The 26,360-nt window shown below is 67.0% G+C and carries 28 protein-coding genes; 10 read left to right on the forward strand and 18 right to left on the reverse strand.

The window, feature by feature from the left end; all coding sequences use genetic code 11:
- Nucleotides 1-2: 2 nt before the first annotated feature.
- The 4 genes from V6N07_RS12635 to V6N07_RS12650 all read right to left on the reverse strand — a co-directional run bounded on the left by V6N07_RS12635 (nt 3) and on the right by V6N07_RS12650 (nt 1,735).
- Nucleotides 3-269 carry a hypothetical protein gene (locus V6N07_RS12635; RefSeq protein ID WP_371156660.1) on the reverse strand — a complete coding sequence of 89 codons (267 nt, stop codon included), beginning with the start codon at nt 267-269 and terminating at the stop codon, nt 3-5.
- Nucleotides 266-586 (reverse strand): hypothetical protein, encoded by a 321-nt coding sequence (locus V6N07_RS12640; protein ID WP_371156661.1) that lies wholly within the window; start codon nt 584-586, stop codon nt 266-268. Before V6N07_RS12640 ends, V6N07_RS12635 begins: the two co-directional genes overlap by 4 nt.
- An 83-nt stretch (nt 587-669) precedes the next feature.
- Nucleotides 670-1,002, reverse strand: a complete 333-nt coding sequence (locus V6N07_RS12645) for a DUF1244 domain-containing protein (protein WP_371156662.1) — start codon at nt 1,000-1,002, stop codon at nt 670-672.
- Nucleotides 995-1,735, reverse strand: a complete 741-nt coding sequence (locus V6N07_RS12650) for an N-formylglutamate amidohydrolase (RefSeq protein ID WP_371156663.1) — start codon at nt 1,733-1,735, stop codon at nt 995-997. Before V6N07_RS12650 ends, V6N07_RS12645 begins: the two co-directional genes overlap by 8 nt.
- A gap of 207 nt (nt 1,736-1,942) precedes the next feature.
- Between V6N07_RS12650 and pyk the strand changes: the two genes are divergently transcribed.
- The 4 genes from pyk (at nt 1,943) to rplT (ending at nt 4,445) form a co-directional block, all read left to right on the forward strand.
- Nucleotides 1,943-3,388 (forward strand): pyruvate kinase, encoded by a 1,446-nt coding sequence (gene pyk / locus V6N07_RS12655; RefSeq protein WP_371156664.1) that lies wholly within the window; start codon nt 1,943-1,945, stop codon nt 3,386-3,388.
- Nucleotide 3,389: 1 nt separating this feature from the next.
- Nucleotides 3,390-3,701, forward strand: a complete 312-nt coding sequence (locus tag V6N07_RS12660; protein WP_371156665.1) for a hypothetical protein — start codon at nt 3,390-3,392, stop codon at nt 3,699-3,701.
- A 171-nt stretch (nt 3,702-3,872) separates the two neighbouring features.
- Entirely contained in the window at nt 3,873-4,073 is a 201-nt protein-coding gene (rpmI, locus tag V6N07_RS12665) for a 50S ribosomal protein L35 (RefSeq protein ID WP_371156666.1), read from the forward strand.
- Nucleotides 4,074-4,085: 12 nt separating this feature from the next.
- On the forward strand, nt 4,086-4,445 hold the full coding sequence (gene rplT / locus V6N07_RS12670; RefSeq protein ID WP_371156667.1) for a 50S ribosomal protein L20: 360 nt from the start codon (nt 4,086-4,088) through the stop codon (nt 4,443-4,445).
- A 75-nt stretch (nt 4,446-4,520) separates the two neighbouring features.
- Here the strand turns inward: rplT and V6N07_RS12675 are convergent, their stop codons facing one another.
- Nucleotides 4,521-5,678, reverse strand: a complete 1,158-nt coding sequence (locus tag V6N07_RS12675) for a nuclease-related domain-containing protein (RefSeq protein ID WP_371156668.1) — start codon at nt 5,676-5,678, stop codon at nt 4,521-4,523.
- On the opposite strand from V6N07_RS12675, the gene V6N07_RS12680 reads away from it, so the two are divergent.
- Complete coding sequence (locus V6N07_RS12680; RefSeq protein WP_371156669.1) at nt 5,677-6,348, forward strand: SGNH/GDSL hydrolase family protein; 672 nt, start codon at nt 5,677-5,679, stop codon at nt 6,346-6,348. The two genes, V6N07_RS12675 and V6N07_RS12680, sit on opposite strands and share 2 nt — an antisense overlap.
- A gap of 62 nt (nt 6,349-6,410) precedes the next feature.
- Entirely contained in the window at nt 6,411-7,475 is a 1,065-nt protein-coding gene (gene pheS, locus V6N07_RS12685; protein WP_371156670.1) for a phenylalanine--tRNA ligase subunit alpha, read from the forward strand.
- A 36-nt stretch (nt 7,476-7,511) separates the two neighbouring features.
- Here pheS and V6N07_RS12690 read toward each other — a convergent pair whose 3' ends face one another.
- The 11 genes from V6N07_RS12690 to V6N07_RS12740 all read right to left on the reverse strand — a co-directional run bounded on the left by V6N07_RS12690 (nt 7,512) and on the right by V6N07_RS12740 (nt 22,497).
- Nucleotides 7,512-8,726 (reverse strand): lytic murein transglycosylase, encoded by a 1,215-nt coding sequence (locus tag V6N07_RS12690; protein WP_371156671.1) that lies wholly within the window; start codon nt 8,724-8,726, stop codon nt 7,512-7,514.
- A gap of 11 nt (nt 8,727-8,737) precedes the next feature.
- Complete coding sequence (rnr, locus tag V6N07_RS12695) at nt 8,738-10,969, reverse strand: ribonuclease R (RefSeq protein ID WP_371156672.1); 2,232 nt, start codon at nt 10,967-10,969, stop codon at nt 8,738-8,740.
- An 83-nt stretch (nt 10,970-11,052) separates the two neighbouring features.
- Nucleotides 11,053-12,081: a DNA recombination protein RmuC gene (locus tag V6N07_RS12700; RefSeq protein ID WP_371156673.1), complete on the reverse strand. Its 1,029-nt coding sequence runs from the start codon at nt 12,079-12,081 to the stop codon at nt 11,053-11,055.
- Nucleotides 12,078-13,898: a DNA mismatch repair endonuclease MutL gene (gene mutL, locus V6N07_RS12705; RefSeq protein WP_371156674.1), complete on the reverse strand. Its 1,821-nt coding sequence runs from the start codon at nt 13,896-13,898 to the stop codon at nt 12,078-12,080. Before mutL ends, V6N07_RS12700 begins: the two co-directional genes overlap by 4 nt.
- 75 nt (nt 13,899-13,973) lie before the next feature.
- Nucleotides 13,974-15,293: a M16 family metallopeptidase gene (locus V6N07_RS12710; RefSeq protein WP_371156675.1), complete on the reverse strand. Its 1,320-nt coding sequence runs from the start codon at nt 15,291-15,293 to the stop codon at nt 13,974-13,976.
- Nucleotides 15,290-16,642, reverse strand: coding sequence for a M16 family metallopeptidase (locus V6N07_RS12715; protein WP_371156676.1), 1,353 nt, complete (start codon nt 16,640-16,642; stop codon nt 15,290-15,292). Before V6N07_RS12715 ends, V6N07_RS12710 begins: the two co-directional genes overlap by 4 nt.
- A gap of 159 nt (nt 16,643-16,801) precedes the next feature.
- Nucleotides 16,802-17,305: a DUF3035 domain-containing protein gene (locus tag V6N07_RS12720; RefSeq protein ID WP_371156677.1), complete on the reverse strand. Its 504-nt coding sequence runs from the start codon at nt 17,303-17,305 to the stop codon at nt 16,802-16,804.
- A 57-nt stretch (nt 17,306-17,362) separates the two neighbouring features.
- Nucleotides 17,363-17,833, reverse strand: coding sequence for a signal peptidase II (gene lspA / locus V6N07_RS12725; RefSeq protein WP_371156678.1), 471 nt, complete (start codon nt 17,831-17,833; stop codon nt 17,363-17,365).
- A complete protein-coding gene (purH, locus tag V6N07_RS12730) occupies nt 17,833-19,407 on the reverse strand; it encodes a bifunctional phosphoribosylaminoimidazolecarboxamide formyltransferase/IMP cyclohydrolase (RefSeq protein ID WP_371156679.1) in 1,575 nt (524 codons plus the stop codon). The genes lspA and purH overlap by 1 nt, the downstream gene beginning before the upstream one ends.
- A gap of 26 nt (nt 19,408-19,433) precedes the next feature.
- Nucleotides 19,434-21,158, reverse strand: coding sequence for a heparinase II/III family protein (locus V6N07_RS12735; RefSeq protein WP_371156680.1), 1,725 nt, complete (start codon nt 21,156-21,158; stop codon nt 19,434-19,436).
- 88 nt (nt 21,159-21,246) lie between these two features.
- Complete coding sequence (locus V6N07_RS12740) at nt 21,247-22,497, reverse strand: RsmB/NOP family class I SAM-dependent RNA methyltransferase (protein WP_371156681.1); 1,251 nt, start codon at nt 22,495-22,497, stop codon at nt 21,247-21,249.
- A 177-nt stretch (nt 22,498-22,674) separates the two neighbouring features.
- Here V6N07_RS12740 and V6N07_RS12745 point away from each other — a divergent pair, with 177 nt between their 5' ends.
- The gene (locus tag V6N07_RS12745) at nt 22,675-22,860 is read left to right on the forward strand and encodes a DUF1674 domain-containing protein (RefSeq protein WP_371156822.1); all 186 of its coding nucleotides are present in this window, start codon (nt 22,675-22,677) and stop codon (nt 22,858-22,860) included.
- Nucleotides 22,861-22,893: 33 nt separating this feature from the next.
- Here V6N07_RS12745 and V6N07_RS12750 read toward each other — a convergent pair whose 3' ends face one another.
- Together V6N07_RS12750 and dapB are read right to left on the reverse strand one after the other, a co-directional pair.
- The gene (locus V6N07_RS12750) at nt 22,894-23,238 is read right to left on the reverse strand and encodes a dihydrodipicolinate reductase (RefSeq protein ID WP_371156682.1); all 345 of its coding nucleotides are present in this window, start codon (nt 23,236-23,238) and stop codon (nt 22,894-22,896) included.
- 31 nt (nt 23,239-23,269) lie between these two features.
- Entirely contained in the window at nt 23,270-24,094 is an 825-nt protein-coding gene (gene dapB, locus V6N07_RS12755) for a 4-hydroxy-tetrahydrodipicolinate reductase (protein WP_371156683.1), read from the reverse strand.
- A 145-nt stretch (nt 24,095-24,239) separates the two neighbouring features.
- Here dapB and rbfA point away from each other — a divergent pair, with 145 nt between their 5' ends.
- Genes rbfA through truB form a run of 3 tightly spaced genes read left to right on the forward strand, consistent with a single transcriptional unit; the run spans nt 24,240 to nt 26,300 of the window.
- Nucleotides 24,240-24,689, forward strand: a complete 450-nt coding sequence (rbfA, locus tag V6N07_RS12760) for a 30S ribosome-binding factor RbfA (protein ID WP_371156684.1) — start codon at nt 24,240-24,242, stop codon at nt 24,687-24,689.
- The gene (locus V6N07_RS12765; protein WP_371156685.1) at nt 24,686-25,408 is read left to right on the forward strand and encodes a phosphodiester glycosidase family protein; all 723 of its coding nucleotides are present in this window, start codon (nt 24,686-24,688) and stop codon (nt 25,406-25,408) included. The genes rbfA and V6N07_RS12765 overlap by 4 nt, the downstream gene beginning before the upstream one ends.
- Nucleotides 25,401-26,300 (forward strand): tRNA pseudouridine(55) synthase TruB, encoded by a 900-nt coding sequence (gene truB, locus V6N07_RS12770; RefSeq protein ID WP_371156686.1) that lies wholly within the window; start codon nt 25,401-25,403, stop codon nt 26,298-26,300. The genes V6N07_RS12765 and truB overlap by 8 nt, the downstream gene beginning before the upstream one ends.
- The last annotated feature ends 60 nt before the right edge of the window (nt 26,301-26,360 follow it).

A 26,360-nucleotide genomic window follows, 5' to 3' on the forward strand; every position in this document is an offset into this window, starting at 1 on the left:
CGTCAGGCGTCCGGGTCATCCCAGCCGAGGATGACCTGCACGCGCTGTCGCGTCTTGATCCAGCCCGGCCCGAAGGACAGCGCGCGCCCCTGCAACTGCATGTGAAGCGCCGCGATCTGCCGGGTGGTCAGGCTGTCGGCATCGACCGCATCGAAGCCGAGGCGGTCCAACCGGTTCTGCACCGACGCGACCAGTTGGGCGTTGGGTGCCGCGATGGCGGGGGCCGTCGCCAATGTCACCGCCATCGCGACCGCAAGATGGCGCCTCATCTGTCGAAACGCCGGGAAATGATCCCGCGCCGCAGGGTGCTGCCGATCAGGCTGCGGACCTGGTTGTTGGACCTGCCGGAATGCACGAGGTGGTCGATCTGGGCGACCTGCGCGTTGCTGAGGCTGCGCACATCGACATCGCGGTAACCGTAGAACGCAAGATCACGGGCAAGGTTGACGCGCTGCCCGCTGAGCGGGGCGCGCGCATCGCCGGTAATCTGCGGCTGAACGAGGACGTTCTGCGATTGGGCGGGGGCGGCAATCCCGATAGCGGCGAGGGCGGACCATGCGGCGGCGGTCAGGGTCTGTCGTATCATGGCAAATGGCTCCTTCGACCTTCGAGATAGGGCGATACCCCGGCGATAGCGACAGGCGTCCCCCGCACAGTATCGTGAGCGGATCAGTCCGGCTTGCCGACGTTCTCGGCGAAACTGCGGGTGAAGTCGGCTTCCTGCTCGGGCGTGGCCTCCGTCTGATGCAGGGCTTTCCACTCGGCAAAAGGCATGCCGTAGAACACCTCGCGCGCATCTTCCTTGGACAGGTCGACGCCCTGCTCGGCTGCTGCTTCGCCATACCAGCGCGACAGGCAGTTCCGGCAGAACCCGGCAAGGTTCATCAGGTCGATGTTCTGCGCATCGGGGCGATCGACCAGCAGGTGCTGGCGCAGCCGGCGGAAGGCGGCGGCCTCGATCCGGATCCGGGTGGCGTCGTCGACGGGGGGAATATCAGGCATCTTCGGCATCCTTCAGGGCTGCGTGCAGGACGGGCGCCAGACGTTCGGCCCAGTGCCGCTGTCCCTCTGCGTCGGAAATGAGGTCGTTGCGCAGTTCGATCAAGACATGCAGGTGTCCCGCGCCGCGCGCGTGGCGATCCATCGTATCGCCCGGGTAGTAGCCGACATAAGGTTCGTTGACACCGACGCACAGGTCTTCGTGACGCTTCAGCCGTGCGATCACCGGATCGGTCAACCTGCGGTCGTCGTTGAACAGCACGCCAACCTGCCAGGGCCGGGGGGCACGACCGCGCAATTGTGGCGTGAAGCTGTGGACCGAACAGAGAACCGGCGCATCCCGCGCGGCGACGGCCCGTGCCACCGCACCATGGTAGGGGCGGTGGAACAGATCTAGCCTGCGCACCCGTTCGGCCGCATCGGCGCGGCGGTTTCCGGGGATGATCGTGCCGTCGTACAGCTTCATCAGAAGGGTCGGGTCGTCCTCGCCCCGGTTGGGGTCGATCACCAACCGCGAGAACGTGGACAGGACCGCAGGGGCATCCATGAGGTCGGCAAGCGCCGCACAGACGCCGGCGGCACCGGGATCGAAGGCGATATGCCGGCCCATGTCCGCCTCGGGCAGGCCAAGGCAGCCACCGACCTCGGCAGGAATGCGGTTGCTGGCATGATCGCAAAGGATCACCCAGCGGGATGCGCCACCGGCGTTGACTGTCTCGAAAGCATGATCTGTCATGGCCGACGGTCTAGCGTGACCGAAAGGCGATGCCCAGATGACGCGATCACGCGTTTTCCGCCCGGTGCAGGGGCATGGGTGACGTTACGTATGGCCCGCGGGTCGCGGTTCTGGCAATTGGATCCAAGGGGCGGTTGCCGAAACCGCCCGGACAGGGCAGAAGCGCGAGCGCTAACATTTCGCATCTCCGCAGAAGGACGACCCCTTATGAGACGCCACCGCAACGTCAAGATCGTCGCCACGCTGGGCCCCGCTTCGGATGACTACGACACCATTCGCGCCCTGTTCGAGGCCGGTGCCGATGTCTTTCGCCTGAACATGTCGCATGGCGACCACGACGATATCCGCGCGCGCCACAACATCATTCGCGACATCGAGCGGGATACCGGTCGTCCGATCTGCATCCTTGCCGACCTGCAGGGCCCCAAGCTGCGCTGTGGCGTGTTCGAGAACGACGAGGCCGAGATCGAAGTCGGTGCGCCGTTCCGATTCGACCTCGATGACACGCCGGGCGATGCGACGCGGGTGCAACTGCCGCACAAGGAAATCTTCGACGCGCTCAAGCCCGGCGGCCACCTGCTGGTCAACGATGGCAAGCTGCGGCTGAAGGTCGAGAAATGCGGCGCCGATTTCGCGGATTGCACCGTGATCACCGGGGGCACGATCTCGAACCGCAAGGGCGTGAACGTGCCGGACGTGGTGCTGCCGCTGGCCGCGCTGTCCGAAAAGGACCGCAAGGACCTGGAATTCGTCTGCGAGCTGGGCGTCGACTGGCTTGCCCTGTCGTTCGTGCAGCGTCGTGCCGACGTCGACGAGGCGCGCGAACTGGCGCGCGGCCGGGCGGCCGTCCTGTCCAAGATCGAAAAGCCCGCCGCCGTCGAGGCCTTCGACGAGATCCTTGCCGCATCGGACGGCATCATGGTGGCGCGCGGTGACCTTGGTGTCGAATGCCCGGTTCAATCCGTGCCGCCCATCCAGAAGCGTCTGACCCGCAAGTGCCGTGCCGCGGCCAAACCGGTGATCGTCGCGACGCAGATGCTCGAATCGATGATCGACAGCCCGATGCCGACCCGCGCCGAGGTGTCGGACGTGGCCACCGCCATCTACGAAGGCGTCGATGCGATCATGCTGTCGGCGGAATCGGCCGCCGGGTCCTTCCCGCTCGAGGCGGTGGGCACCATGAATGACGTCGCGATCTCCGTCGAAAGCGACCAGACCTATCGCGAAATCATCGAGGCAAGCCGGGCGTCGCACCTGACGACCACCGCCGACGGGATCGTTGCCGCGGCACGGGAAATCGCTGAAACGACCAACGTCAAGGCGATCTGCTGCTTCTCCCATTCCGGTTCCACCGGTCTGAAGGTCTCGCGCGAACGCCCGCGCGTTCCGATCATCGTGCTGACCCCCGTGGCAGAGACGGCGCGTCGCATGGTCCTGTCCTGGGGGATCCATTCGGTCCAGACGCAATCGGTGGAGCGGTTCAAGTTCGCCGTCGTGTCGGCCGTGCGTGCCGCCAAAGCCGCAGGGTTCGCGGAAACCACGGATCAGGTCGTCGTGACGGCGGGCATTCCGTTCAACGTCGCAGGATCGACGAACATCCTGCGTGTCGCCCCCTGCGACGAGCGTCTGATCTTCGGCACCGAAGGCGACTGACGTGGAGACGCTGGCCGCAGCCGTGCAAGCGGTCCGGGACTGGTGGGCCGGTCTGCCCGCTTTCCCGGATGTCGGCATTCCTGCGCCCGGCGATCCGGATGTGTTGATCGTGATCTCCACCGTGTTGTTCGCGGTGGGGACCATGGGCATCGTTTCGGCCATGGTGGACAAACGGGTCAGCTGGTCCGGGGTCTTCGCCCTCCTGCTGGCTGCCGCCCTGATGTTCTGGGCCTGGGAAGGACAGAGGGATGATTTCGGCTGGATCTCCATCCCCGAGGCCTTCATCGAAATGCTGGCGCGCGTCCTGCGCTGATCGGGATGGGGCGCCATCGATGTGGGGGGACGCGCCGGATCGTCGATCCTTGGCCACCGGACGTCCGAACACGCTTGCGGATCCCTGCGGGTGTTGATACGCGCAGCGCTCTAATACCCGCACGTCCGGCGATTGGGATGCCGAGTCGCGCGTTGAAGAAGGAGACATGAAATGCCCAAGATGAAGACCAAGTCGAGCGCGAAGAAGCGCTTCAAGGTGACGGCGACGGGCAAGGTCCTCGCCGGTCAGGCCGGCAAGCGCCACGGCATGATCAAGCGCACCACCAAGTTCATCCGCACCGCCCGCGGAACCACCACCCTGTCCGCTCCTGACGCGAAGATCGTCAAGAGCTACATGCCCTACGACCGCTAAGGAGGACACACCATGAGCCGCGTAACCTCCGGGGTCACCACCCACGCCCGTCACAAGAAGGTCCTCAAGGCAGCGAAAGGCTATTATGGCCGCCGCTCCACCACCTTCAAGGTCGCCCGTCAGGCCGTCGACAAGGCGAACCAGTACGCCACGCGCGACCGCAAGAACCGCAAGCGCAACTTCCGCGCCCTGTGGATCCAGCGGATCAACGCCGCCGTGCGCGCCCACGACGACACGATGACGTATTCCACGTTCATCAACGCCCTGTCGAAGTCGGGCATCGAAGTCGACCGCAAGGTCCTCGCCGATCTCGCCGTGCACGAGCCCGAAGCCTTTGCCGCCATCGTGGATCAGGCCAAGGCCGCCGCGTAAGCGTTGCCAGCACAGACTTCAAAGGGCCGTCCTTCGGGGCGGCCCTTTTTCGTTGTCACGTTGGCCAGTGATGCGTCACTCTGCTGCGATGGCCATTGCGGCCTGACGCTTTGCCTTGTTGCGCTGGCAGCCATAGCAAAACACATTTCCCTGAAACCGCTTCGGGTATGCGGCGCAGTAGTCTGCCACTTTGGTGCTGACCGATACCGCACAGGCAGCGCAGGTTTGACCTGCTGCAGACGGCTCCTCTGCGGGTGTGGATCCTGTCGCCTCGATGATCGGGGCCGACGCAGGTGGTTCGACCGTGGTCAGGCCAAACCGTGCGGCCCAATCGAACGTCGCCGGTCGGTGGGCTGCGATGAGACTGGCGCCCAGATCCTGAAGCGTCTGGGCCGATATGACCTTGGCGATTGTATGGGCTTGCAGAATGCTGGAGTTCATCTCGATATCCCGGTCCACCCGGCTACCGACCTGATCCGCCTTCACGATGGTATCCACCTCGGGCCGCTTCTTCGCTGGACGCGAAATGCGCGCATCCACGGAGATCAGTACGCGCGGTAAATATTTCGGACGTATGGTCAAGCCGAGCCGTTTCGGCAGGCGGACCACGTCGTCGTCGAAGACACTCTTGAGCACATCGATGTGACGCTGGTTCTGCTCGAAGGGTGACGGAATGCCGTAGGGGCGCCCACGATAGAAGGCCGAGCATTCGCCATGCTCATTGATCCCGATCCCATCACTGAACCGCTTGCTTTCGAACACCCAGATATCGAGGAACCGGTTGATCAACAGATGGTCGATCTGCGCCACCCGGCCATCGTGTTCCAGCCGCAAGTCGTGGATCAGGATGGAATTCTTCCTGGATCCGAAGTGGAAGTCGAGGTGATAGGCCGCGTCTTTCTCGCCCTTGATACCGGACAGAACCTTGCGCCGCTCCGCGTCGATCTTCTTGCGAATGGCGGGCGTCACTTCCGGACGCACGGCAAGTGTTTCGAGTGCCGCGATATCGTGGTCACGGCTGTCCGATGGTTTCAATAGCATGGTCTCGACCCGAAAAATGATTATGCGTTCATTGTGGGCGAGAAATTGGGCGCGATTGTGGACACGGGATGGCGCGGTGATCCGTAACGCTTTGCAAAGTCTGAAAAATAGACTTGCGTTGCATCGTGTTGAAACCTTTGGCCCGCCTGTTCCGTTTCCATACATACCCCGCAGCCACATTGGAGCCATCATGCGCCTGCCTCTCATCCTGACCCTTGTCCTGTCGGCATGCGTGTCCAGCCCGTCTTCGGATCGCGCGATCCTTGCCATCGGGGACAGCATCATGGCGTGGAACGGGGGGCAGGGTATTCCCGAGGCGGTGGGCCAGACGCTGGACCGGCCGGTGACCGACGCGTCGCAATCCCTGGCGCAGGTGACCAACCCGAACGGGGCCGCAGGCGCGCTCGGCTTCGATATCACGCGACAGTTCGCGGGGAGTGGTTGGGACTGGGTCATCCTGACGGGCGGCGGCAACGACATCCGATCGGACTGTGCCACGCCGCAGGCCGGGGCCACTCGGGACGGCTTGATCGGGCCGGACCTGACCGGGGATATTCCGTCGCTGATCGCAGGTATCCGGGCCACGGGCGCCAAGGTCGCCTTCGTGGGTTATTATGACGGCGCAGAGGCCGCGCCGACCGGTTTCACGCCCTGTCAGCCGGAATTCGACATCATGAACCGCCGCCTCGGGGCGCTGGCGGCCCGCGATGCGGGCGTGCTGTTCTTCGATGCGGGTGAGGTCATAGACCCCGGCGATACCGGGCTCTATGCGGGCGACCTCGTGCATCCGTCACCGCGCGGTTCGGCGGTGATCGGTGTGGAACTGGCGCGGCGGATGCTGGCTTTCGAGGCGGGGCGCTAGGGGCCGGTTGCACGGACCGCCGCGTCAGGCTAGTCAGCGCGGGCTACGCACCGGGGGCACCGATGACCGATCTTCGCGACAAATATCTGGACCAGATCAAGTCCGCCGCCGATGAGGCGACACTAGAGGCCGTGCGCCTCGCCGCTGTTGGCAAGAAGGGCGAGGTCGCGCTGAAGATGCGCGAGCTCGGCAAGATGACGCCGGAGGAGCGGCAGGTCGCGGGCCCCGCGTTGAATGCCCTCAAGGATGAGATCAATTCCGCCATCGCCGCCCGCAAGGCCGGGTTGGAGGATGCGGCACTGGACGAGCGTCTGCGCACCGAATGGCTGGACGTGACCCTGCCCACACGCGCGCGCCGTCAGGGCAGCATCCACCCCATTTCGCAGGTCTCGGAAGAGGTCACCGCGATCTTTGCCGACATGGGATTTTCGGTCGCCGAGGGACCTCAGGTCGAAACCGACTGGTATAACTTCGACGCGCTGAACATTCCCGGTCACCACCCCGCACGCGCCGAGATGGACACGTTCTACATGGCGCGGGCCGAAGGCGACAACCGTCCGCCCCACGTCCTGCGGACGCATACATCCCCGGTTCAGATCAAGGCGATGGAAGCGCAGGGCGCGCCGTTGCGGGCGATCTGTCCCGGCCGCGTCTACCGCGCCGATTACGACCAGACGCATACGCCGATGTTCAATCAGGTCGAGGGCATCGCCATCGACCGCGACATCTCCATGGCCAACCTCAAATGGTGTCTGGAGGAATTCTGCCGCGCGTTCTTCGAGGTCGATGAGATCGAGCTGCGCTTCCGCGCCTCGCACTTCCCCTTCACGGAGCCCTCGGCCGAGGTCGATATCCGATGCTCGTGGGAAGGCGGCACGCTCAAGCTGGGCGAGGGTGACGACTGGCTGGAGATTCTCGGCTCGGGCATGATCCACCCCAAGGTTCTGGCGGCTGGTGGCATCGACCCCGACCAGTGGCAGGGTTTCGCCTTCGGTGTCGGCATCGACCGGATCGCCATGCTGAAATACGGCATCCCGGACCTGCGCGCGTTCTTCGACAGCGACCTGCGCTGGCTGCGTCACTACGGCTTTTCGTCCCTCGCCGCACCGACACGTCACGCGGGCTGAGACTGCCCCGATGATCGCGACGGCGCGCCGCTGACGTCAGCGGCGCAACCGTGCGAGCAGTTGCGGATTGGCATAGCCATCCGGGATCAGACCCTCTGCCTGCTGATATTGTTGGATCGCCTCCAACGTCAGCGGGCCAACGAGACCGTCGAATTTCTGCGGGTCATGGCCCTTCTGGGCCAGCAGTCGCTGCATCTCGACGCGTTCGTCGAAGCGCAGCGCACGATCCCCGCGGGGCCAGTCACCGACGAGCGCCGGGCCACCGGCAAGGCGGTCGGCCAGATGGCCCACGCCGATCACGTAGGCGTCGGCAGTGTTGTAGCGTTCGATGACGCGGAAATTGGGATAGGTGGCAAAGGCCGCCCCCCGGTGGCCGGCGGGCACCCGGATCGAGATGTCGTCGCCGGGCGGCAGGTTGCCCCCCGACACGGGCCGGACCCCGAGGGCCGTCCATGCATCGGCAGTCCTGGTCACCAACTCCCCTGTGTCGCGATAATTGAAATCGGCAGGCAGATGCACCTCCACCCCCCATGGCTGACCGGTGGTCCAACCATAGGCCGCAAGATAGGCCGCCGCCGAGGCGAGGGCATCGGTCGGATCATCGCCCCAGATGTTGCGCCGCCCGTCGCCGTCCCAATCCTGTGCGTGGTCCAGATAGGATGACGGCAGGAACTGCGTATGCCCCATCGCGCCGGCCCAGCTGCCGCGCATGCGGTCCACCGTGATCTCGCCATCCGCGATGATGCGCAAAGCGGCGATCAGCTCCCCCTCCCACAGGTCCGCACGGCGCCCGTCGAAGGCAAGGGTGGTGATCGCCTCCAGCGTGGGGGTATTGCCGCGAAAGGCACCGTAGCTGCTTTCCAGCCCCCAGACAGCGACCACGATCTCCTTCGGGACGCCGTGGCGCGCCTCGATCGCGGTCAGGGCCGTCGCGTGGCGGGCCATGGCGCGCTGACCGTTGGCAATGCGCAGCGGGCTGACGGCCGTGTCGAGGTAGTCCCACAGGGTCTTCGTGAACTCCGACTGGGTGCGGTCGCGGCGCACGATGTCAGGCTGGTAGCGCACGCCGGCCAGCGCGGCATCATAGGTCGCCGCATCCACGCCGGCCGCGAGGGCGCGTGGCCGGAATGCCGTGACCCACTCTGCAAGAGCGGCGCCCTGATCGCTGCGCTGAACGGGGCGGATCGACCTGTCCTGCGCCAAGGCAGGGACGGCGAGGGCGATCGTCAGGACAATCAGAAGCGCGCGCATCCCGGCCATCCCTACCGCCGCTTGCGCGGAGCCTTGCGCAGCTTGCGTTTGCGCGGGGCGCCCTTGCCCTTGCCACTGCCGCGGGGGGCGCGGCGGACGGCATCCCCCTCGATCCCGATCAACTCGACGATCAGACCACCCGTCACGGGCGCCGCTTCGGCCAGTCGGACGGTCACACGTTGCCCCAGGGCGATTTCCAGCCCGGTGTCCGTTCCGGTCAGGGTCTGCGCATCCCGGTCATAGCGGAAGTATTCGGCCCCCATGGACCGCACGGGGATCATGCCGTCTGCCCCCGTCTCATCCAGGCGCACGAAGGCGCCAAAGGATTGCACGCCAGAGATGCGGCCGGTGAATTCCGCCCCGATCTTGTCTGCGAGGAAGGCCGCGAGGTAGCGGTCATTCGTGTCCCTCTCGGCGATCATGGACCGTCGCTCCGCCTCCGAGATCAGCTTGGCCGTCGCCTCCAGATGTTCGATGTCCCAGTCGGACAGACCGTCGTCGCCCCAGCCGTGTGCGGTGATCAGGGCCCGGTGGACGATCAGGTCGGAATAGCGGCGGATGGGCGAGGTGAAATGCGCATAGCTGCGCAAGGCCAGCCCGAAGTGCCCCATGTTCACCGGACCGTAATAGGCCTGCATCATCGATCGCAGGGTCGACATGGAGATCAGCTCGGACAGGTCCGTGTCGGCGGCATCGTGCAGCAACTTGTTGAGCAGGGCGGGCCGCATTACCTGTCCCTTGGGCAGGCTGAACCCGCTGGCCTTGGCCGTCTCGCGCAGGGCGTCGAGCTTGTCCTCGGGCGGTTCCTCGTGGACGCGGTACAAAAGGGGCGTGCGCAGACGCTCCAACTCCTCGGCGGCGGCGACATTCGCGAGGATCATGAACTCCTCGATCAGGCGATGCGCATCCAGACGGTCGCGGAAGGCGACGCTGGTCACCTCGCCCTCGTCGGACAGGATGATCTTGCGTTCCGGCAGATCGAGATCGAGCGGCTGGCGCCGCCCCCGCGCGATCTTCAAGGCGTCGTAAGCATCGTAGAGCGGGCGCAGCACCGTGGCGAGGAACGGCTCCGTCCGGTCTGTCGGGGCGCCGTCGATGGCGGCCTGCACCTCCTCGTAATGCAGGGACGCGGGCGATCGCATCAAACCGCGCACGAAACGTTGCGCGATCTTCTCGCCCTGGGCGTTGATGGTCATCCGCACGGCGATGCAGGCACGCTCCACCCCTTCGTGCAGCGAGCACAGATCGCCGGACAGCGCATCGGGCAACATCGGCACCACGCGGTCGGGGAAATAGGTGGAATTCCCCCGTTCGCGTGCTTCGCGGTCGAGGGCGGAATTCGGCGTCACATAGGCGGCGACATCCGCGATCGCGACCCAGATGACAAAGCCCCCCTCGTTTTCGGGCGCATCGTCGGGGTGCGCGTAGCAGGCGTCGTCATGGTCGCGCGCGTCGGACGGATCGATGGTGATCAGCGGCATGTCCCGCAGGTCGGTGCGCCCGTCGAGGGTGGGGGGCTCTGCACTCTCTGCCTCGGCGATGGCTTCGGCGGGAAAATCGTCGCGCAGATCGTGCTGATGGATCGCGATCAGGGAGACGGCCTTGGCCGCGCCGGGGTCGCCCAGACGATTGACGATCCTTGCCTTCGGCAGACCCACGCGGTTGCGTCCGCCAAGCGCCTCGGCCTCGACCAGTTCGCCGTCGCGAGCATCGCCCGTGTCGAAGGGACCGATCAACCATTCGCGGTCCGCGCCCTTGTCGACGGGCAACAGGCGCCCCCCTTCGGAACCTGCGCGAAAGACGCCGACGGTGCGGCGCGGGCCGGTGCCGATGCGGCGGATCAGGCGCCCTTCGTGGCTGTGGTCCTGCCCCTCGACCTCGGTCAGGCGCACCAGCAGGCGGTCCGAGGGGCCGAGCGCCGGATCGCCATCCTTGGGAACATACAGGATCTTCGGTTCGGGCGCGGTGCCTTTCCAGTCGTGGGGGGCAAGGAACATGTCGCCGTCACGATCGGTCCCGGCCACCTTGAGGACGGACACGGGCGGCAGGCGATCCGGATCCTCGTAGGAGCGTTTGCGCTTGGCCAGATGGCCTTCGTCCTCCAGCTCCCTCAGCGTCCGCTTGAGATCGATGCGCGCAGCACCCTTGATGCCAAACGCCTTTGCAATGTCGCGCTTGGAGGTGAGGGCGGGATTGTCAGAGATCCATTGCAGGATGTCGGACTTGGAGGGGAGACTGCTCATGGGATGTGAGGTAGCACGGCAGACCGGGTTTTCACAATTCAACGTCGTTCCGACACGCGCTTTTCACGGTTTGCCGCAAAAGGTCAGCCGCGCCGGATGACGGGGGCAATGCGCGGCTTGTCTGGCGGGGCCTCGGCGAAATCGAAGGCATCGAGGCGGTCGGCACGTTTTCCCGCGCGTTCGGCGGCGGTTGCGATCCCCTCGACGTCACGCCGGGCCTGATCGAAATGCGTTTCCAGCTTGGCGGCCCGCTGGACGATCAGTTCCACATCCCGGTGCAGGGCGGCGAGGGCGCTGCGGATCTCTCCGGCCTGTTCGCGCATCCGGTGATCCTTGAGGATCGCGCGCAGGGTGTTCAGCGTGGCCATCATCGTCGTCGGCGAGACGATCCAGACACGGGCGGCGAACCCCTCGCGCACCAGTTCGGCGTGGTGGGCGTGCAGTTCTGCATAGATCGCCTCGGACGGCAGGAAAAGGCAGGCCCCGTCCGCCGTCTCACCGGGCAGGATGTACTTGTCGGCAATGGCGCGGACATGCGTGCGGATCGTTGCCCGAAACGCCGTGCGGGTGGCCTGCGACGGATCCGCCAGCATCGCCTCATAGGCTTCGAGCGGGAATTTCGCGTCGATGACCAACGGGCCCGGGGGGTCGGGCATGTGGATCAGGCAATCGGCCCGGCGTCCGTTCGACAGGGTCGCCTGCCATGTGAACCCGTCCGGTGGCAGGGCCTTGGACACCAGATCGCGCAACTGGATTTCGCCAAAGGCACCGCGCGTCTGCTTGTTGGACAGGATGTCCTGCAGGCCAAGGACGTTGCCCGACAGGGTTTCGATCTTGGCTTGTGCTGCATCTATCACGGCCAGCCGCTGATGCAGCGCGCCAAGGGTCTGCGCGGTGCGGGTTGCCGTGTCGTTCAACGCGGCCCCCATCTGCGCCTCGCCGCGCCGTTGCGCATCATTCAGGGCGGCAAGACCACCCGACAGATGTGTCTGCGCATGGGTCAGATCCCGCATCCGTGCCGACATGGTGATGAGCAGGATCAGCAGGATCAGGATGACGGCCGCGCCGATCCCCCCCAGAATCACCATCGGATCCGACAGGTCGATGGTCATGTCCGCCCGAACAGCCGTTCGATGTCCGCAAGCGGCAGTTCGACATAGGTCGGGCGCCCGTGGTTGCATTGCCCCGACATCGGCGTTGCCTCCATCTCGCGCAGGAGGGCGTTCATTTCCGGCGCGGACATGCGGCGGCCCGATCGGATGGACCCGTGACAGGACATCCGGCTGAGGATCGCATCCACCTTCGATTGCAGCGACAGGGGATCGGCGTCCTCGTCCTCCTCCAACTCCTCGACGATATCCTGGATCAGGGCCCTGGCGCTGACCTGTCCGAGGATGGCGGGCGTTTCGCGCACGGCGATCGTGCCCGGCCCGAACCCTTCGATGACAAGGCCGAGGCGACCGAGGTCGAGCGACAGCAGGCGGTCCGCCATCTGACCCACCTCGATCACCTCGGGGATCAGAAGGGCCTGCGCCGTGATGCCATGGGCGCGCATCTGCGTTTTCAGACGTTCATACACGAGGCGTTCATGGGCGGCGTGCTGATCCACGAGGATCATGCCTGTCGGCGTCTGTGCGACGATGTAGTTCTCGTGCAACTGCGCGCGGGCCGTCCCGAGGTATCCGGCCTCGGGGGCGTCCTGTGCCGGTTCCTCCACCCGGTCCATTCGCGCCGATGCCTCGGACAGGCCGGGGATCGGCGCGGCGGGGGCCGGTGCCTGTGCGGTGTAGGCGGTGCTGCGTGCGCCAACGCTGGGCCGATCCATCTGATAGACGGGGGCCTTGGGGCGTTCGGCGGTCATCGCACCCAATGTGCCGGTGGCGACGGTCGTCGCCGCACGGTGCCCGGCCGAGGCCAGCGCATGGCGCAGGCCGGACACGATCAATCCACGAACCCCGCCCGCATCCCGGAACCGCACCTCGGTCTTGGCGGGGTGGACGTTGCAGTCGACCAGCACCGGATCGCAGGTCAGGAACAGGGCCGCGACGGCGTGGCGATCCTTGGCCAGCACGTCCATGTAGGCCCCGCGCAGCGCGCCGGTCAGCATCCGGTCCCGCACGGGGCGGCCATTGACGAACAGGTACTGATGGACGGCGTTGCCGCGGGAATAGGTCGGCAGAGCCGCAAGGCCGGTCAGACGAATGCCATCCCGCGTCGCATCGAGGTTCATCGCGTTGGTCGTGAATTCGGTGCCGAGGATCGTGGCCAGACGTTCGGCAAGATCGTTCGCCGCATCGGCGCGGAACAGCGTCCTGTCGCCACCGTCCGAGGTGTCGCGCAGGTGAAACGCCACGCCGGGTTCGGCCATGGCCAGACGGCGGATCGCATCGGTGACGGCCATCGTCTCGGCCCGTTCCGTCTTGAGGAACTTCAGGCGCGCGGGGGTGGCATGGAACAGGTCGCGCAGTTCGACACAGGTGCCGCTGCGCAGGGCGGCGGGGCGGGGCGCGTCGATGCGCCCGCCGTTGACGTGGATCGCCATCGCACCATCCGATCCCGCCGCGCGGGACGTTATGGTCAACCGCCCGACCGCCCCCAGCGATGGAAGCGCTTCACCCCGGAACCCGAAGGAATGGATGTTCAGAAGGTCGCTGCCGTCGATCTTGGAGGTGGCATGCCGCGACAATGCCATGGGCAGGTCATCGCCCGCGATCCCGTGGCCGTCGTCGGTGACCCGGATCAGGGTGCGCCCCCCATCCGCGATGTCGATGGTGATGCGGCTGGCCCGGGCATCCAGCGCATTCTCGACCAGTTCCTTGACGGCAGAAGCGGGCCGTTCGACCACCTCGCCGGCGGCGATGCGGTTGACGGCACCTTCGTCCAGCTGACGAATGCGCGGGGGGGATATGTTGCGGTCGGGGGCACCCATGCCGCTAGGGCTAGCATGGGCGCAGGGCTTGGGAAAGATCCGGCGCACCGCGCGCCGGTCCCGATCGTCAGGGCGTCACAACCCGCCGGTTGCAAGGCCCTCGGGTTGTCCCACGACGACGAAATGCAGGTTCTCGGGCTGCAGGACGCGGGCGGCCACGCGTTGGATATCCTCGGCCGTGACGGCCATGACCTTGTCGTTGCGCGTCGCGATGTAGTCGATTCCAAGACCCTGAACCTGCATTCCGGCAAGGATCCCGGCGATCTGGCCGTTGCCATCGAATCGCAGCGGATACGCGCCGGTCAGATAGGTCTTGGCATCATCCAGCTTCTCGCTGTCGACACCGTTGGTGGCGACGTCCGCCCAGATGTCGCGGACGATCTGGACCGCTTCGGCGGTCTTGTCGTTCGAGGACGAGAATTGCCCCAGGTATTGCGCGCCGTATTCCCGGGGGACGAGGTAGCTGCCGATTCCATAGGTCAGGCCCCGGTCCTCGCGCACTTCGCTCATCAACTTGGAGGCGAAGCCGGAGCCGCCGAGAATATGGTTCATCACGAATGCCGGAAAGAAATCGGGATCGTCGCGCATGATCCCCTCATGTCCGAACAGGACGACCGATTGCGGCGAGGGGAAATCCGTCACGGTCACCCCGCCGTCGAGGGCATAGGTCGCGGTTGGTACCTCGGGCGCGCCGACTTCGGGCAGATCGCCCAGAAGGGTATCGAGCAACGGGCCGAGATCCGCGGCCGAAATGTCGCCGGTGACACCGATATACATCCGATCCTTCGTCAGCGCCGCGGCATGGGCCGCCATCAGATCATCCCGTGTGAGGGACGATACGGTCTCGCGCGTTCCCTCCAGCGCCGTGCCGTATGGGTGATCGGGGAAAGCCAGTGCCGACATCGTGGTCGAGGCGATTTCCTGCGGATCGCGGGCATCGGCCTCGATCCCGGCAAGGACCTGATCGCGCACCCGGTCGATGGCCGACTGGTCGAAACGCGGCTCGATCAGGGCATCGCGCAGCAGCCTCAGCGCTTCGTCCCGGTTTTCGGTCAGAACCTCTACCTGAACGCCGACGCTGTCGTTGTAGGTGTCGAACCCGAAGCGCGCAGCCAGATCTTCGGTTGCTTCGGCAAAAGCGCGCGCGTCGCGGTCGGCGGCGCCTTCCTCGAGCAGGCCCATCATCAGGTTCGTGGCGCCGCGCTTGCCGGGGTCGTCGAGGTTCGCGCCCCCCTTGAAGCGGATATCGAAGGCCACGAAGGGAATCGACGGCTCCTCGACCAGCCAGGCGGTAATGCCGCCGGGCGAGGTGACCTCCTGGATTTCGACGGCGGCCACGGCGGGCAGGGGCAGGATCGTCAGGGCGGCGACGAACAGATTGCGCATCAGGCTCATTGGGTCACCTCCTCGGATGCGGCGGGACGGGCAAGATAGCCGGTCACGGATCGGTTCATGTCAAAGACCTCGCGTGCGGCGGTCAGGATGTCTTCTTCGGTCACGGCCTCGAGGATGGCAGGCCATTCCTGAACGTCCTCGACCGTCAGGCCGGACGTGACGGCAACGCCATACGTCCGGGCGCGCCCCTGAAGGCTGTCACGGCCATAGATCTCGGCGGCCCGGACCTGTCCCTTGATCCGCTCCAATTGCGCCGTATCGATCCCTTCGGTCAGCAGCGTCTCGATCATGCGGTCCATGTCGGCTTCGGCCTGTTCAAGGGTGCGATCGGGCGTCGGCATCACGATGACGCCAAAGGTCGTGTCGTCATAGGCGGTGCCGGAATAGAACGCGGAGGTATAGAGCGCGGTGCCTTCCTCCTGCTCCAGCGTGCGCCCCATGAGGGATGTCTGCGACGACCCGCCCAGCAGCTGTGCCAGCATCGTTAGGGCGGCGGCCGTCTCCTGATCGCCGGCATCCCGCTCGGGGGCCAGGTAGGTGCGGATGACGTAGGGGTTCGACACCCGCTCATCGGTGTAGGTCGCGCGTCGGGGCACGACCTGCGGCGGCTCCGACGGGCGCTCGCGCGCCTCGAGGCCGGGCGTCGGTTCAAGCGCGCCGTAGTGTTCCAGCGCCATTGCCTCGACCTCGGCGGGGTCGACGTCGCCCGCAACGACAAGGGTGGCATTGTTGGGCGCATAGAAGCGACCATAGAAGTCGAGCGCGTCCTGAAGGGTCAGCTTCTCCACCTCGTGCTTCCAGCCGATGATCGGCACGCCGTAGGGATGGTTGAGGTATTGCAGGGCGTTGCGCTGCTCTCCGAAGATCGCGCCGGGGTTGCTGTCGGTGCGCTGGGCGCGTTCTTCCAGAACGACATCGCGTTCGGTCAGCATGTCCTCGCTGTCGAGGACGAGGTCGCGCATCCGGTCGGCCTCCAGCTTCATCATCAGGCCAAGGCGGTCGGCGGCGACGCGCTGAAAATAGCCGGTATAATCGCGCGAGGTGAAGGCGTTGTCGGTGCCACCCTGGGCGGCCACGATCTCGCTGAACTCGCCCGGCTCCAATTCGTCGGTGCCCTTGAACATCAGGTGTTCGAGGAAATGCGCGATGCCGGACTTGCCCGCGGGTTCATCCGCCGATCCCACGTTGTACCAGACCATGTGCACGACGACGGGGGCGCGATGGTCTTCTATGACGACGGCATCCATGCCGTTCGGCAGGGTGAAGGTGGTGACCGTGTCATCGCCGGTCTGTGCCAGCACGGGTGCCGTCAGGAGGGACAGGACGGCGGCAAGGGGGGCAAGGCGCAAAGGGTCGCTCCGGGATTGTGGATCTGATGGACTTGGCCAACAGATATGCCTTCGCGGCGGAAATCAAACCGCCGCGTTACCGCAGATCACGGGCTTGTCATGGGTCGTCGGCGGCTTTCCGCGCCTTCCAAGACCGTCCGCAGGCGGACAGGCCTGCGGTCAGTCGGCCTCGGGCGGGGCGGCAACGGTGCGAACGCCAAGGGCGCGCAGGCGTTCCAACTCCGCATGCTGATCCAGCGATTGCGTGCGATAGGCCTTGAAATAGACGTTCACGTTGAACACCCGTTCGAGGAACAGGCCATCGTTCTTGCGCCGGAACTCCAGATCCTCGGTCGCCAGCTGATCGCGGATTCCCGCCTGCACGCCATATCGCGACACCGCCGAGACGAGCGCGCCGTCCGCCCGCGTGCCCCCCGTCGGATTGCCGCCAAGGGCCAGGATGGCATCGGCCTGCGGCGCCGGGTCGGTGCGGCTGACACCGCCGGGGTTGGGGGGCGGAAGGGTGGACAGATCGGCGGGTGTTTCGAGGGGTTTGGTCGGCAGGATGGCGAATTCGTCCGGCGTCCGGTCGGCCGAGCGCAGGTTGAACAATTGCGGATTGTCCCGCTCGCACCCTGCCAGTGTCAGCGCGGTCAGGGCCGCAAGGCCAATGCGTCCGATCATGTCACCCGTCCCCTCTCGTCCTCGTGGTCCCTCGTCTAGCGCAGGCGCGCGCCGGGGTCACGGGGTGTTCTTCGCGGCCTTGTCCTCGCCCCAGATGACGAGGCCGGCCGCCCCGGCGAAGATGAACACATCCGCCAGGTTGAACGCGAACGGGTTGTCGATGCCACAACAGGACATGTTCAGGAAATCGGCCACCGCGCCATAGATCACCCGGTCGAAGGCATTCGCCAACGCGCCGCCGATCAACAGGCCGGCGGCGACGTGCTGAACCGGGCGGGTAAAGCTCCGCGCCCAGCGCAGCATCACCGCCGAAATGATGACGGCCAGCGCGATCAACGCCCAACGCGCCCCTGCGCCGGACATCAGGCCGAAATTGATCCCCTCGTTCCATCCCATGCGAAAGGTCAGGAACGGCGGGGCAACCGGGACGAACAGCACGGTCTTCAAGTCCATCAGGTGAACCACGATCACCTTGGACAGCTGGTCCACCACGAAGGCCAGCACGGCGGAGAGGGCGAGCGCGCGCATCAGTGGCGGAAGTGGCGCATGCCGGTGAACACCATCGCGAGGCCCGCCTCGTCGGCGGCGGCGATGACCTCATCGTCGCGCATGGATCCGCCGGGCTGAATGATCGCGGTCGCGCCCGCCTCGGCCGCCGCCAGAAGGCCGTCGGCGAAGGGGAAGAAGGCATCGGAGGCCACGACGGAGCCCTTGGCGGTGCTTTCGGGCAGGCCCAGCGCCTCGGCCATGTCCTGTGCCTTGCGGGCGGCGATCCGGCTGCTGTCCACACGACTCATCTGGCCCGCGCCTATGCCGACGGTGGCGCCGTCACGGACATAGATGATGGCGTTGGACTTGACGTGCTTGGCGACCGTCCAGGCAAGGCGCAGGTCGGCCATCTGGGCATCCGTCGGGGCCAGCTTGGTGACCACGCGCAGGTCGGCGTCGGCGACATGGCCGGTGTCATGGTCCTGCGCCAACCAGCCGCCCGCGACCTGCATCATCATGCGGCGGGGTGCACGGGGGTCGGGCAGGATACCGGTGGTCAGCAGGCGCAGGTTCTTCTTGGCGGCAAAGACGGCCTTGGCCGCGTCGGTCGCGTCGGGGGCGATGACGACTTCGGTGAAGATGCCCGCCATCAGGTTCGCGGTTTCCTCGTCCAGCGTGCCGTTCAGGGCGACGATCCCCCCGAAGGCCGAGGTGCGGTCGCAGTCGAAGGCGCGCTGATAGGCCTCGGCCAATGTCGCGCCGCTGGCCACGCCGCAGGGATTGGCGTGCTTGATGATGGCGACGGTGGGCGCATCGGTGAATTCAGCCACCAGTTCGACGGCGGCGTCGGTGTCATTGATGTTGTTATAGGACAGGGCCTTGCCCTGATGTTGCGTCGCGGTGGCCACGCCGGGGCGGCCCGAGCCGTCGGTATAGAAGGCCGCCGACTGGTGCGGGTTCTCGCCGTAGCGCAGCGGTTGGGCCAGCGTGGCGGCGGCAGCGACGCGGCGGGGCGTGTCCTCGAACCGGGCCATCCACGTGGCAACGGCGGCATCGTAGGCGGCGGTGCGGCCATAGGCGCGGGCGGACTGCATCTGCCGGAAGGGCAGGGTGGTGGCGCCGTCGTTCGCCTCCAGTTCGGCCAGCAGGGCGTCGTAATCCTGCGGATCGGTGACGACGCAGGTGAAGCCCTGGTTCTTGGCGCCGGCGCGGATCATGGCAGGGCCGCCGATGTCGATGTTCTCGATGCAGGTGGCCGCGTCCGCGCCGGAGGCGACGGTCGCCTCGAACGGGTAGAGGTTGACCACCAGAAGGTCGATGCCGCCGATGCCGTGTTCGACCATCGCCGCCGCGTGGTCGGGATTGTCGCGCAGCGCGAGCAGGCCGCCGTGGATCTTGGGGTGCAGGGTCTTGACGCGCCCGTCCATCATCTCGGGCGATCCAGTCACCTCGGCCACGTCGATCACCGTCAGGCCCGCGTCGCGCAGCGTCGCGGCGGAGCCGCCGGTGGACAGAAGCTCCACCCCGCGGGCGGCAAGTGCCTGACCCAATTCGACCAGACCCCCCTTGTCGGAGACGGAGATCAGGGCGCGTTTCAGCGGAACGAGGGTCATGGGCGGGCTTCCTTCAGGCGATCAGGTCAGACCCCGTCGGCAGAAGCGGGCGGCAGATCCGTCGCCTCCTGCGCGCGTGTCAGGGTCCAGTCGATGGTCGCGGCATATTTCACAACGCGGTCGGATAAAACCACCTGTTGCGCCGGACGGGGATTCAATCGACCCGGTTCGAGGTAGACGGACTTGTCGATGGTCACCGCCCGTTCCTGGCCGGGTTGGAACACCCAGACCTCGCCCGAGGGCAGGGTGATCGAGACGGCGCGACCGCCCATGTCGATTTCCGCCCGCGCATCGGGATGCAGGTGAAACCGGATCTGGAACGGGATGCCCTGCAACTGGGCATCGGTCATCGCGTCCTCGAACACCTCCTTGTCGCGGGTGGTCACGGCACGCAGGGCATCCTCCCCCTCCAGCACGCGGCCATCGGTCGACAGGTTCAGGCGGCGCAGGTGCGTCAGGCCGAAACCCGGACCATAGCCATCGTGCGCAAGGATCACGGTTGTCGACCGGCGCGATGCGCTGCGCTGCCATTGCACCTTTTTCGGGACCTGGATCATCGGGGCGATCCGCCGTCCGCCATCCGCCAGCAGGGGGCCGATGCGCGACGACGACGCGCCCTCGATCGACAGGGTGGAATGCGATGCGGAGGCCCGGCCCGCCCGGTGCCAATCCGGTCCGAAGGCGCCGCCGGGGCCGCAGTTGACGATCACCGGACAATGGCCGGACGTCATCTCGAATGCGCAGGTCGACGCATGGGCCGAGCCCGAGATGCGCCCCGTCGGCGGGGCCTCGGCATCTATGATGACGGTGGTGCGGCCATGCTGGACCGGGACGAACCCCATGGCGAGGCCACTGTCGTTGCGCGCGCGGATGCCGGAGGCGACAAGAACCTGGTCCAGCCGCCCTGCCTTGCCGCGCCCGCCGCCATGGAAACGCGCAAGCCCCCCATCCGAATGACGCAAGGCGCGCAGGGTCGGCACGATTCGGGCACGTGCCTCGATGAGACCGGCCGGCACCTCCCGGTCGCTGCCCGACAGGGCCTCGATCGACCAGCCCAGCAGGGTCGCGACCTCCAGCAGGGCCTCGGGGTTGCGGGAAGCGATGCCGCCATCCTCGGCGATGTCGCGTTTCATGGCACGGGTCAGGGCGGCGCTGGCGTCGCTGGCCAGCGTGGTCATCCCTTCCAGCGTCAGACCGGCGTAGACGAGGCCGGTCAGCGCCTCCATCCGGGGCAGGCCGGTCGCGGCCTCCTGCCAGTGGTTTCGCAGAAAACCCGCCTGCCGATAGGTCACGTCGAAGAACACGGCCTGTTCCCGCGCGGACGTGCCGCGCAGGATCTCCGGCGCATGGCTGATCCAGCGCAGCAATCGCCGCCCGGTCAGGGCAGGCGCCCAGCCGGGCCCGGTGCCCCGCCCGTAGCGGCGTGCCCATTCCAGCGTCCATGCGCGTGCCTTGTCCGCTTCAGCCCGGCTGCCGGTGGCCATCAGATCGTCGAGCCACCCGAAGCCGTGCAACTGCATCTCGAAGGGGACGGACGGCGGGGCCAGCGACCAGGGCGAGGCATCGGGTGCCTCGACCAGTTGTCCGGCGAAATGCCACAGGCCATCGGCAATCTGCGCGCCGCGCCGTGCCGATCCGCTGCCCCGTGGTTGAGGGTGCCAGACGAGGGCACGGGCGCCGCGCGGCGGGGCGGCCCGCATCACGCGCCAGCGTGTCGTCCATGTGTCGCGGAACCCGCGATCGCTTGCCATGCGCCTGCCCTCCGGGCCTGTCCCGGCCCTTTGACGCGGCACGATAGGCCGTCCCGCGCGCCCTGTCACGGCCCCCGTTGCCCCTCGGTCATGCGCGGGTGCGCAGAACACTCATGTAGAAGCCATCCAGATGTCCGCGTTCGGCCCAGAGGTCCGGCAAAAGGCGCAGGCCATGGGGCGACGCGGCCTCGGGCGGCAGGCCGTGGTCTGTCGGGTCGATCGCATCGGCCGACAGCCCCGGATGCCGCTTCAGCGCCGCCGTCACCTGATGCTCGCCCTCGACCGCCAGAAGCGAGCAGGTGCAGAAGACGAGGCGGCCGCCCGGCTTCAACAGGGTCAGCGCGCGGTCGATCAGGCGGTACTGAAGCTGCGTCAACGCCTCGATGTCGCGCGCCTCGCGCAGGTGGGGAAGGTCGGGATGACGCCGGATGGTTCCGGTTGCCGTGCAGGGCGCATCGAGCAGGATCGCATCGAAAAGCGCCTCGGCTGTCCACGTCAGGGCATCTGCCGCGACGACATCGGCGGTCAGGCCGGTGCGCGCAAGGTTCTCGGTCACCCGCCGCAGGCGCGCTTCGGAGATGTCGAGCGCGGTGACATCGGCCCCGCTTGCCGCCAGCTGCATCGTCTTGCCGCCCGGCGCGGCGCAAAGGTCCAGCACGCGCAGGCCGGTCACATCGCCCAGAAGGCGCACGGGCATCGCGGCGGCGGCGTCCTGCACCCACCAGTCGCCTGCGTCGTATCCCGGCAATGCGCTGACCTGACCACCGGACAGGCGCAGTGATCCGGTTGGCAGAACCTCCGCATCGGACATCGTGACGCCCGGCTTGGGGGTCAGGTCCAGCGGTGCGGGAACAAGATGCGCGGCCTCGATCGCCTCAAGACGGTCGCGGCCCCAGGATTTGGCGAGGGGTTTGCGCAACCACGCGGGCAGGGCAGGGGGCGGCAGTGCATCCCAAGTGGCCTGTTCATCGGCAAGCCCGCGCAGCACGGCGTTCACGAGGCCCGCCTGTTTGACCGTGCGCGGTGTCGACCGCGCCATGGCGACCGCGTCGTTGACGACACCATGCGCCGCCGCGCCATCCACGAACATCTCGACAACGGCCAGTCGCAGGATGTCGCGTGTGCGGGTCGCCGGCTGCCGTTGCATCTGCGATTTCAGAATGGCATCGGCGCGACCCATGTGACGAAGGACAAGGCCGGCAAGGCGCAGGGCCCGCGCGGCGGGGGCCCCCGACAGGCCGGAGGCCCCGTCCCCCAGCATCCGGCCATCGCGCAGCACATGGGCCAGCAGGCGCAGCGCGCCCCTGCGCGTGGCCAGGCTTTCGGGCAGGTCCTTCATGTCGCGGCCTCCTTGTCGGACGAAAGCCGGGGGGTATATGCAAAGAGAACACCCGGCAAGGAGGCGCTGACAATGGCAAACCGCATGACCGTCGATCCCGAGGCCCTGCCAGTGGCGAATCCGGACGCACCCGCCTGTCCGACGTCCAACCGCGCGATCGGCCCCGTCCCGGCGGCCCTGTCCCCCGAGGAGGAGGCCGCCCGCCGCGCAGCCCTGCCCGACGTGGCCCGCCGCGCGTTGGAGGAGGCCGAGGCCCGCAAGAAGGCCGAGATGAACATGCCGGTCGAACTGGGTGGGCGCGATGGGCCGGAGCCCGTCCGCTACGGTGATTGGGAGCTGAAGGGCATCGCGATCGATTTCTGATCCCGCGTTGCATGCCCTCGCCCCACGGCGGGTTCAGCGCAGGGACAGGTCCGCCACGTCCCCCGTGCCCCGGTCCGCCGTGAAGCGGAGGGTTCCGTTCTGCACGGCGACCGTCTGACAGTTGCGCGGAAAGTCGCGGATCGCGGTATCCAGCGTCCGGCAGAACAGGCCGTCCTGCCAGTCCCACGCGCCGGTGACACGCAGGCCGAACCCGCGGCCCGCGATGCTGCCGTCCGGCCCCACGCGCAAGGAAACACCATCCCCCCGCAACGTGCGCCCTTCGACGAGGGCGACGAACGCGTCGCGCGTCGTGACCGCTTCGAAGGCGGTGGCGGGGTGGGCGGCGAAGACCGCCAAGGCGATGATTGCGTATTTCATGAACGGGATACGCAGGGGCGCACGGATCGGATCAGCGCAGGCCCAGCACGTCGAGCATGTCGAAGGCCCCCGGGCCGCGGCCCTGACCCCAGATCGCGGCCTTCAGCGCCCCGCGCGCAAAGACGGAGCGATCCGTCGCCTGATGGCGCAGGGTGATACGCTCGCCGTCGGCGGCGAAGATCACATCGTGGTCGCCGATGACATCCCCGCCCCGGATCGCGTGGAACCCGATGGCGCCCCGGTCGCGCGCGCCGGTGATGCCGTCGCGCCCACGGTCGGCCACGGCGTCCAGCGTCACACCGCGACCCGCCGCCGCCGCTTCGCCCAGCATCAGGGCGGTGCCCGACGGGGCGTCGACCTTGTGGCGATGATGCGCCTCGACGATTTCGATGTCGTAGTCGTCGTCCAGCGCGGCGGCGACCTGTTGCACGATCTGTGTCAGAAGGTTGACGCCCAGCGACATGTTGCCCGCGCGCACGATGGTTGCGTGATGGGCAGCGCGGTCCAGAACGGTCAGATCCTCGGGGGTCAGGCCCGTCGTGCCGATGACGTGGACGGCGCGGGCCTGTGCCGTCAGTTCCGACATCGCGACGGTCGCGGCGGGGGTCGTGAAATCGATGACCGCCTGCGCACGGGCGACCACCTCGATCGGGTCGTCGGTCACGGGCACGCCGCTCGGCGCGCCGCCCATGGCCTCGCCCAGATCATGACCGGCCCAGGGGTGCCCGGGCGCCTCGGTCACGCCGACAAGATGCGCGTTCGGCGCCGCGTCGATCAGCCCGCAGAGCATCCGGCCCATCCGGCCCGATCCGCCCATCACCACGATGCCCGTGCTGTCCTGTCCTGTCGCGTTCATGGTGATCCCCGTTGCCAATCGATGCCGTATCCCCCTCTTGGGCAATCCGCGCGCGCCATGCAATGACCCCGGCGCGGGTGGCTGCGGCTTGCGTCCCGCGCCCTCGGCGCCTATCTGCGGCCCCTGACATTTTCCGGAGGCGCAGATGGCACGATCCCAACCCCGCGACGGCCGCGGCCCCTCGCAGCGTCAGCTGCGGGTCGGTGAATTGATCCGCCGCACCCTGTCCGACGTCCTGATCCGGGGCGAGATCCACGACCCCGACCTGCAATCCATGTCCATCACCGTGGGCGAGGTGACCGTGACCCGCGACCTCAAGATCGCGACGGCCTGGGTCCTGCCGCTGGGCGGCAAGGACAAGACCGCGATGATGGAGGCGCTCAAGCGCAACAAGGGCGCGCTGCGCCATGCGGTCGTCAAGGACATGGCGTTGAAGATGGCGCCCGACCTGCGATTCCGCATCGACGAAACCTTTGACCGGATGGACGCGACGCGCGCCCTGTTCGAGGACGAGACCGTGCGCCGCGACATCGAAGCGCGGGACGAGGACGGTGAGGGCGACGGACCGGACGGGGACGGCGGGGGCGACGCGTGATCCGGCTTGCCGTCCTCTTGTGGCTGGTGACGGCGGCGGGCGCTGCGGCCTGCGACGCGGTCATGCACAGGGAACGCGCATTTACCGTCTGCACCGCCGATCTGGCCAAGCAGGATGTCACCCTGCGCCTGCAGGGCGAGGATGGCGCGCCGCTGGGCAGCTTCGTCGCGCTCGACCGGGCAACCGATGCGCCGATAGCTTTTGCGATGAACGGCGGCATGTATCATGCCGACCGCGCGCCCGTGGGCCTGTATATCGAGGACGGCGTTCAGGCACGGTCGATCGTGACCCGCGAGGGGCCGGGCAATTTCGGGATGCTTCCGAACGGGGTTTTCTGCGTGCAGGGCGACCGGGCGGACGTGATCGAAAGCCGGGCGTTCGATGCCGCCCCCCCGCAATGCGCTTTCGCCACGCAATCGGGCCCGATGCTGGTGATCGACGGGGCCCTGCATCCGCGTTTCATCCCGGACAGCACCTATCTGAACCTGCGCAACGGTGTCGGTGCCACGGCGGACGGGCAGCGGGTGCACTTCGTGATCTCGGACCAGCCGGTCACCTTTCATGAGATGGCGACCCTGTTTCGCGACGTGCTGGACGTGGACAATGCGCTGTATCTCGATGGCCGTGTCTCGCGCCTGTTCGCCCCGTCGCTTGGACGGGCCGATCCGGGGCGGCAGATGGGCCCGATTTTGGTCGTGACGGAGCGGACGGATGGCTAGACGCAAGAAGGGCCGCGCGGTCCATGGCTGGGTAATCGTGGACAAGCCTGCCGGCATCGGATCGACGCAGGTGGTCGGCAAGGTCCGCTGGGCGTTCGATGCGCAGAAGGCGGGCCATGCGGGCACGCTCGACCCGGATGCGACGGGTGTGCTGGCCGTGGCGCTGGGCGAGGCGACCAAGACGGTGCCTTTCGTGACCGACGCGCTGAAATGCTATCGCTTTCGCATCAACTGGGGCGCGGAGACGTCGACGGACGATGCCTCCGGCACGGTGACGCAGACGTCCGAGGTGCGGCCCGATGCGGTCGCGCTCGAAACCGCCTTGCCCGCGTTTCGCGGTCAGATCGAACAGGTTCCGCCGCAGGTCAGCGCCGTCAAGGTCGAGGGGGAGCGCGCCTATGACCTGGCCCGCGAAGGGGTCGAGATGGACCTCGTCGCCCGCCCCCTGTGGGTGGAGGAGTTGACGGTTCTGGCCAATGACGCCGACGGTGCCGAATTGCGCATGGTCTGTGGCAAGGGTGGTTACGTCCGCGCGATTGCCCGCGACCTTGGGCGTGCGCTTGGCTGTCTGGGCCATGTCGCATGGCTGCGCCGCGAATGGTCGGGGCCGTTCGACGCCGCCGATGGCATTTCGCTGGAGGAGTTGGAGCGTCTGGCGCGCACCGACGACCTGATGTCCCACCTGCATCCGCTGGAGATGGGTCTGGCCGACCTGCCCGCCCTTCCGGTGACGGAGGCGGCGGCAACGCGGATGCGGCACGGCAACCCGGCCGAGGTCCTGTCGGGGGCCGAGTTCGGCGAAACCTGCTGGGCCAGTCGGGAAGGGCGGGCCGTCGCCGTAGGCACCTATCGCGCCGGTCAGTTGCAGCCGTCCAAGGTGTTCCAGACCTGATCTGCGGTCCGGTCCGGGCGGTTTGAAACAATCGTCCGCGACCTCCTGCCACATCCGGGT

The organism is Jannaschia sp. 2305UL9-9 (assembly GCF_041403465.1).
Lineage (GTDB): Bacteria > Pseudomonadota > Alphaproteobacteria > Rhodobacterales > Rhodobacteraceae > Jannaschia.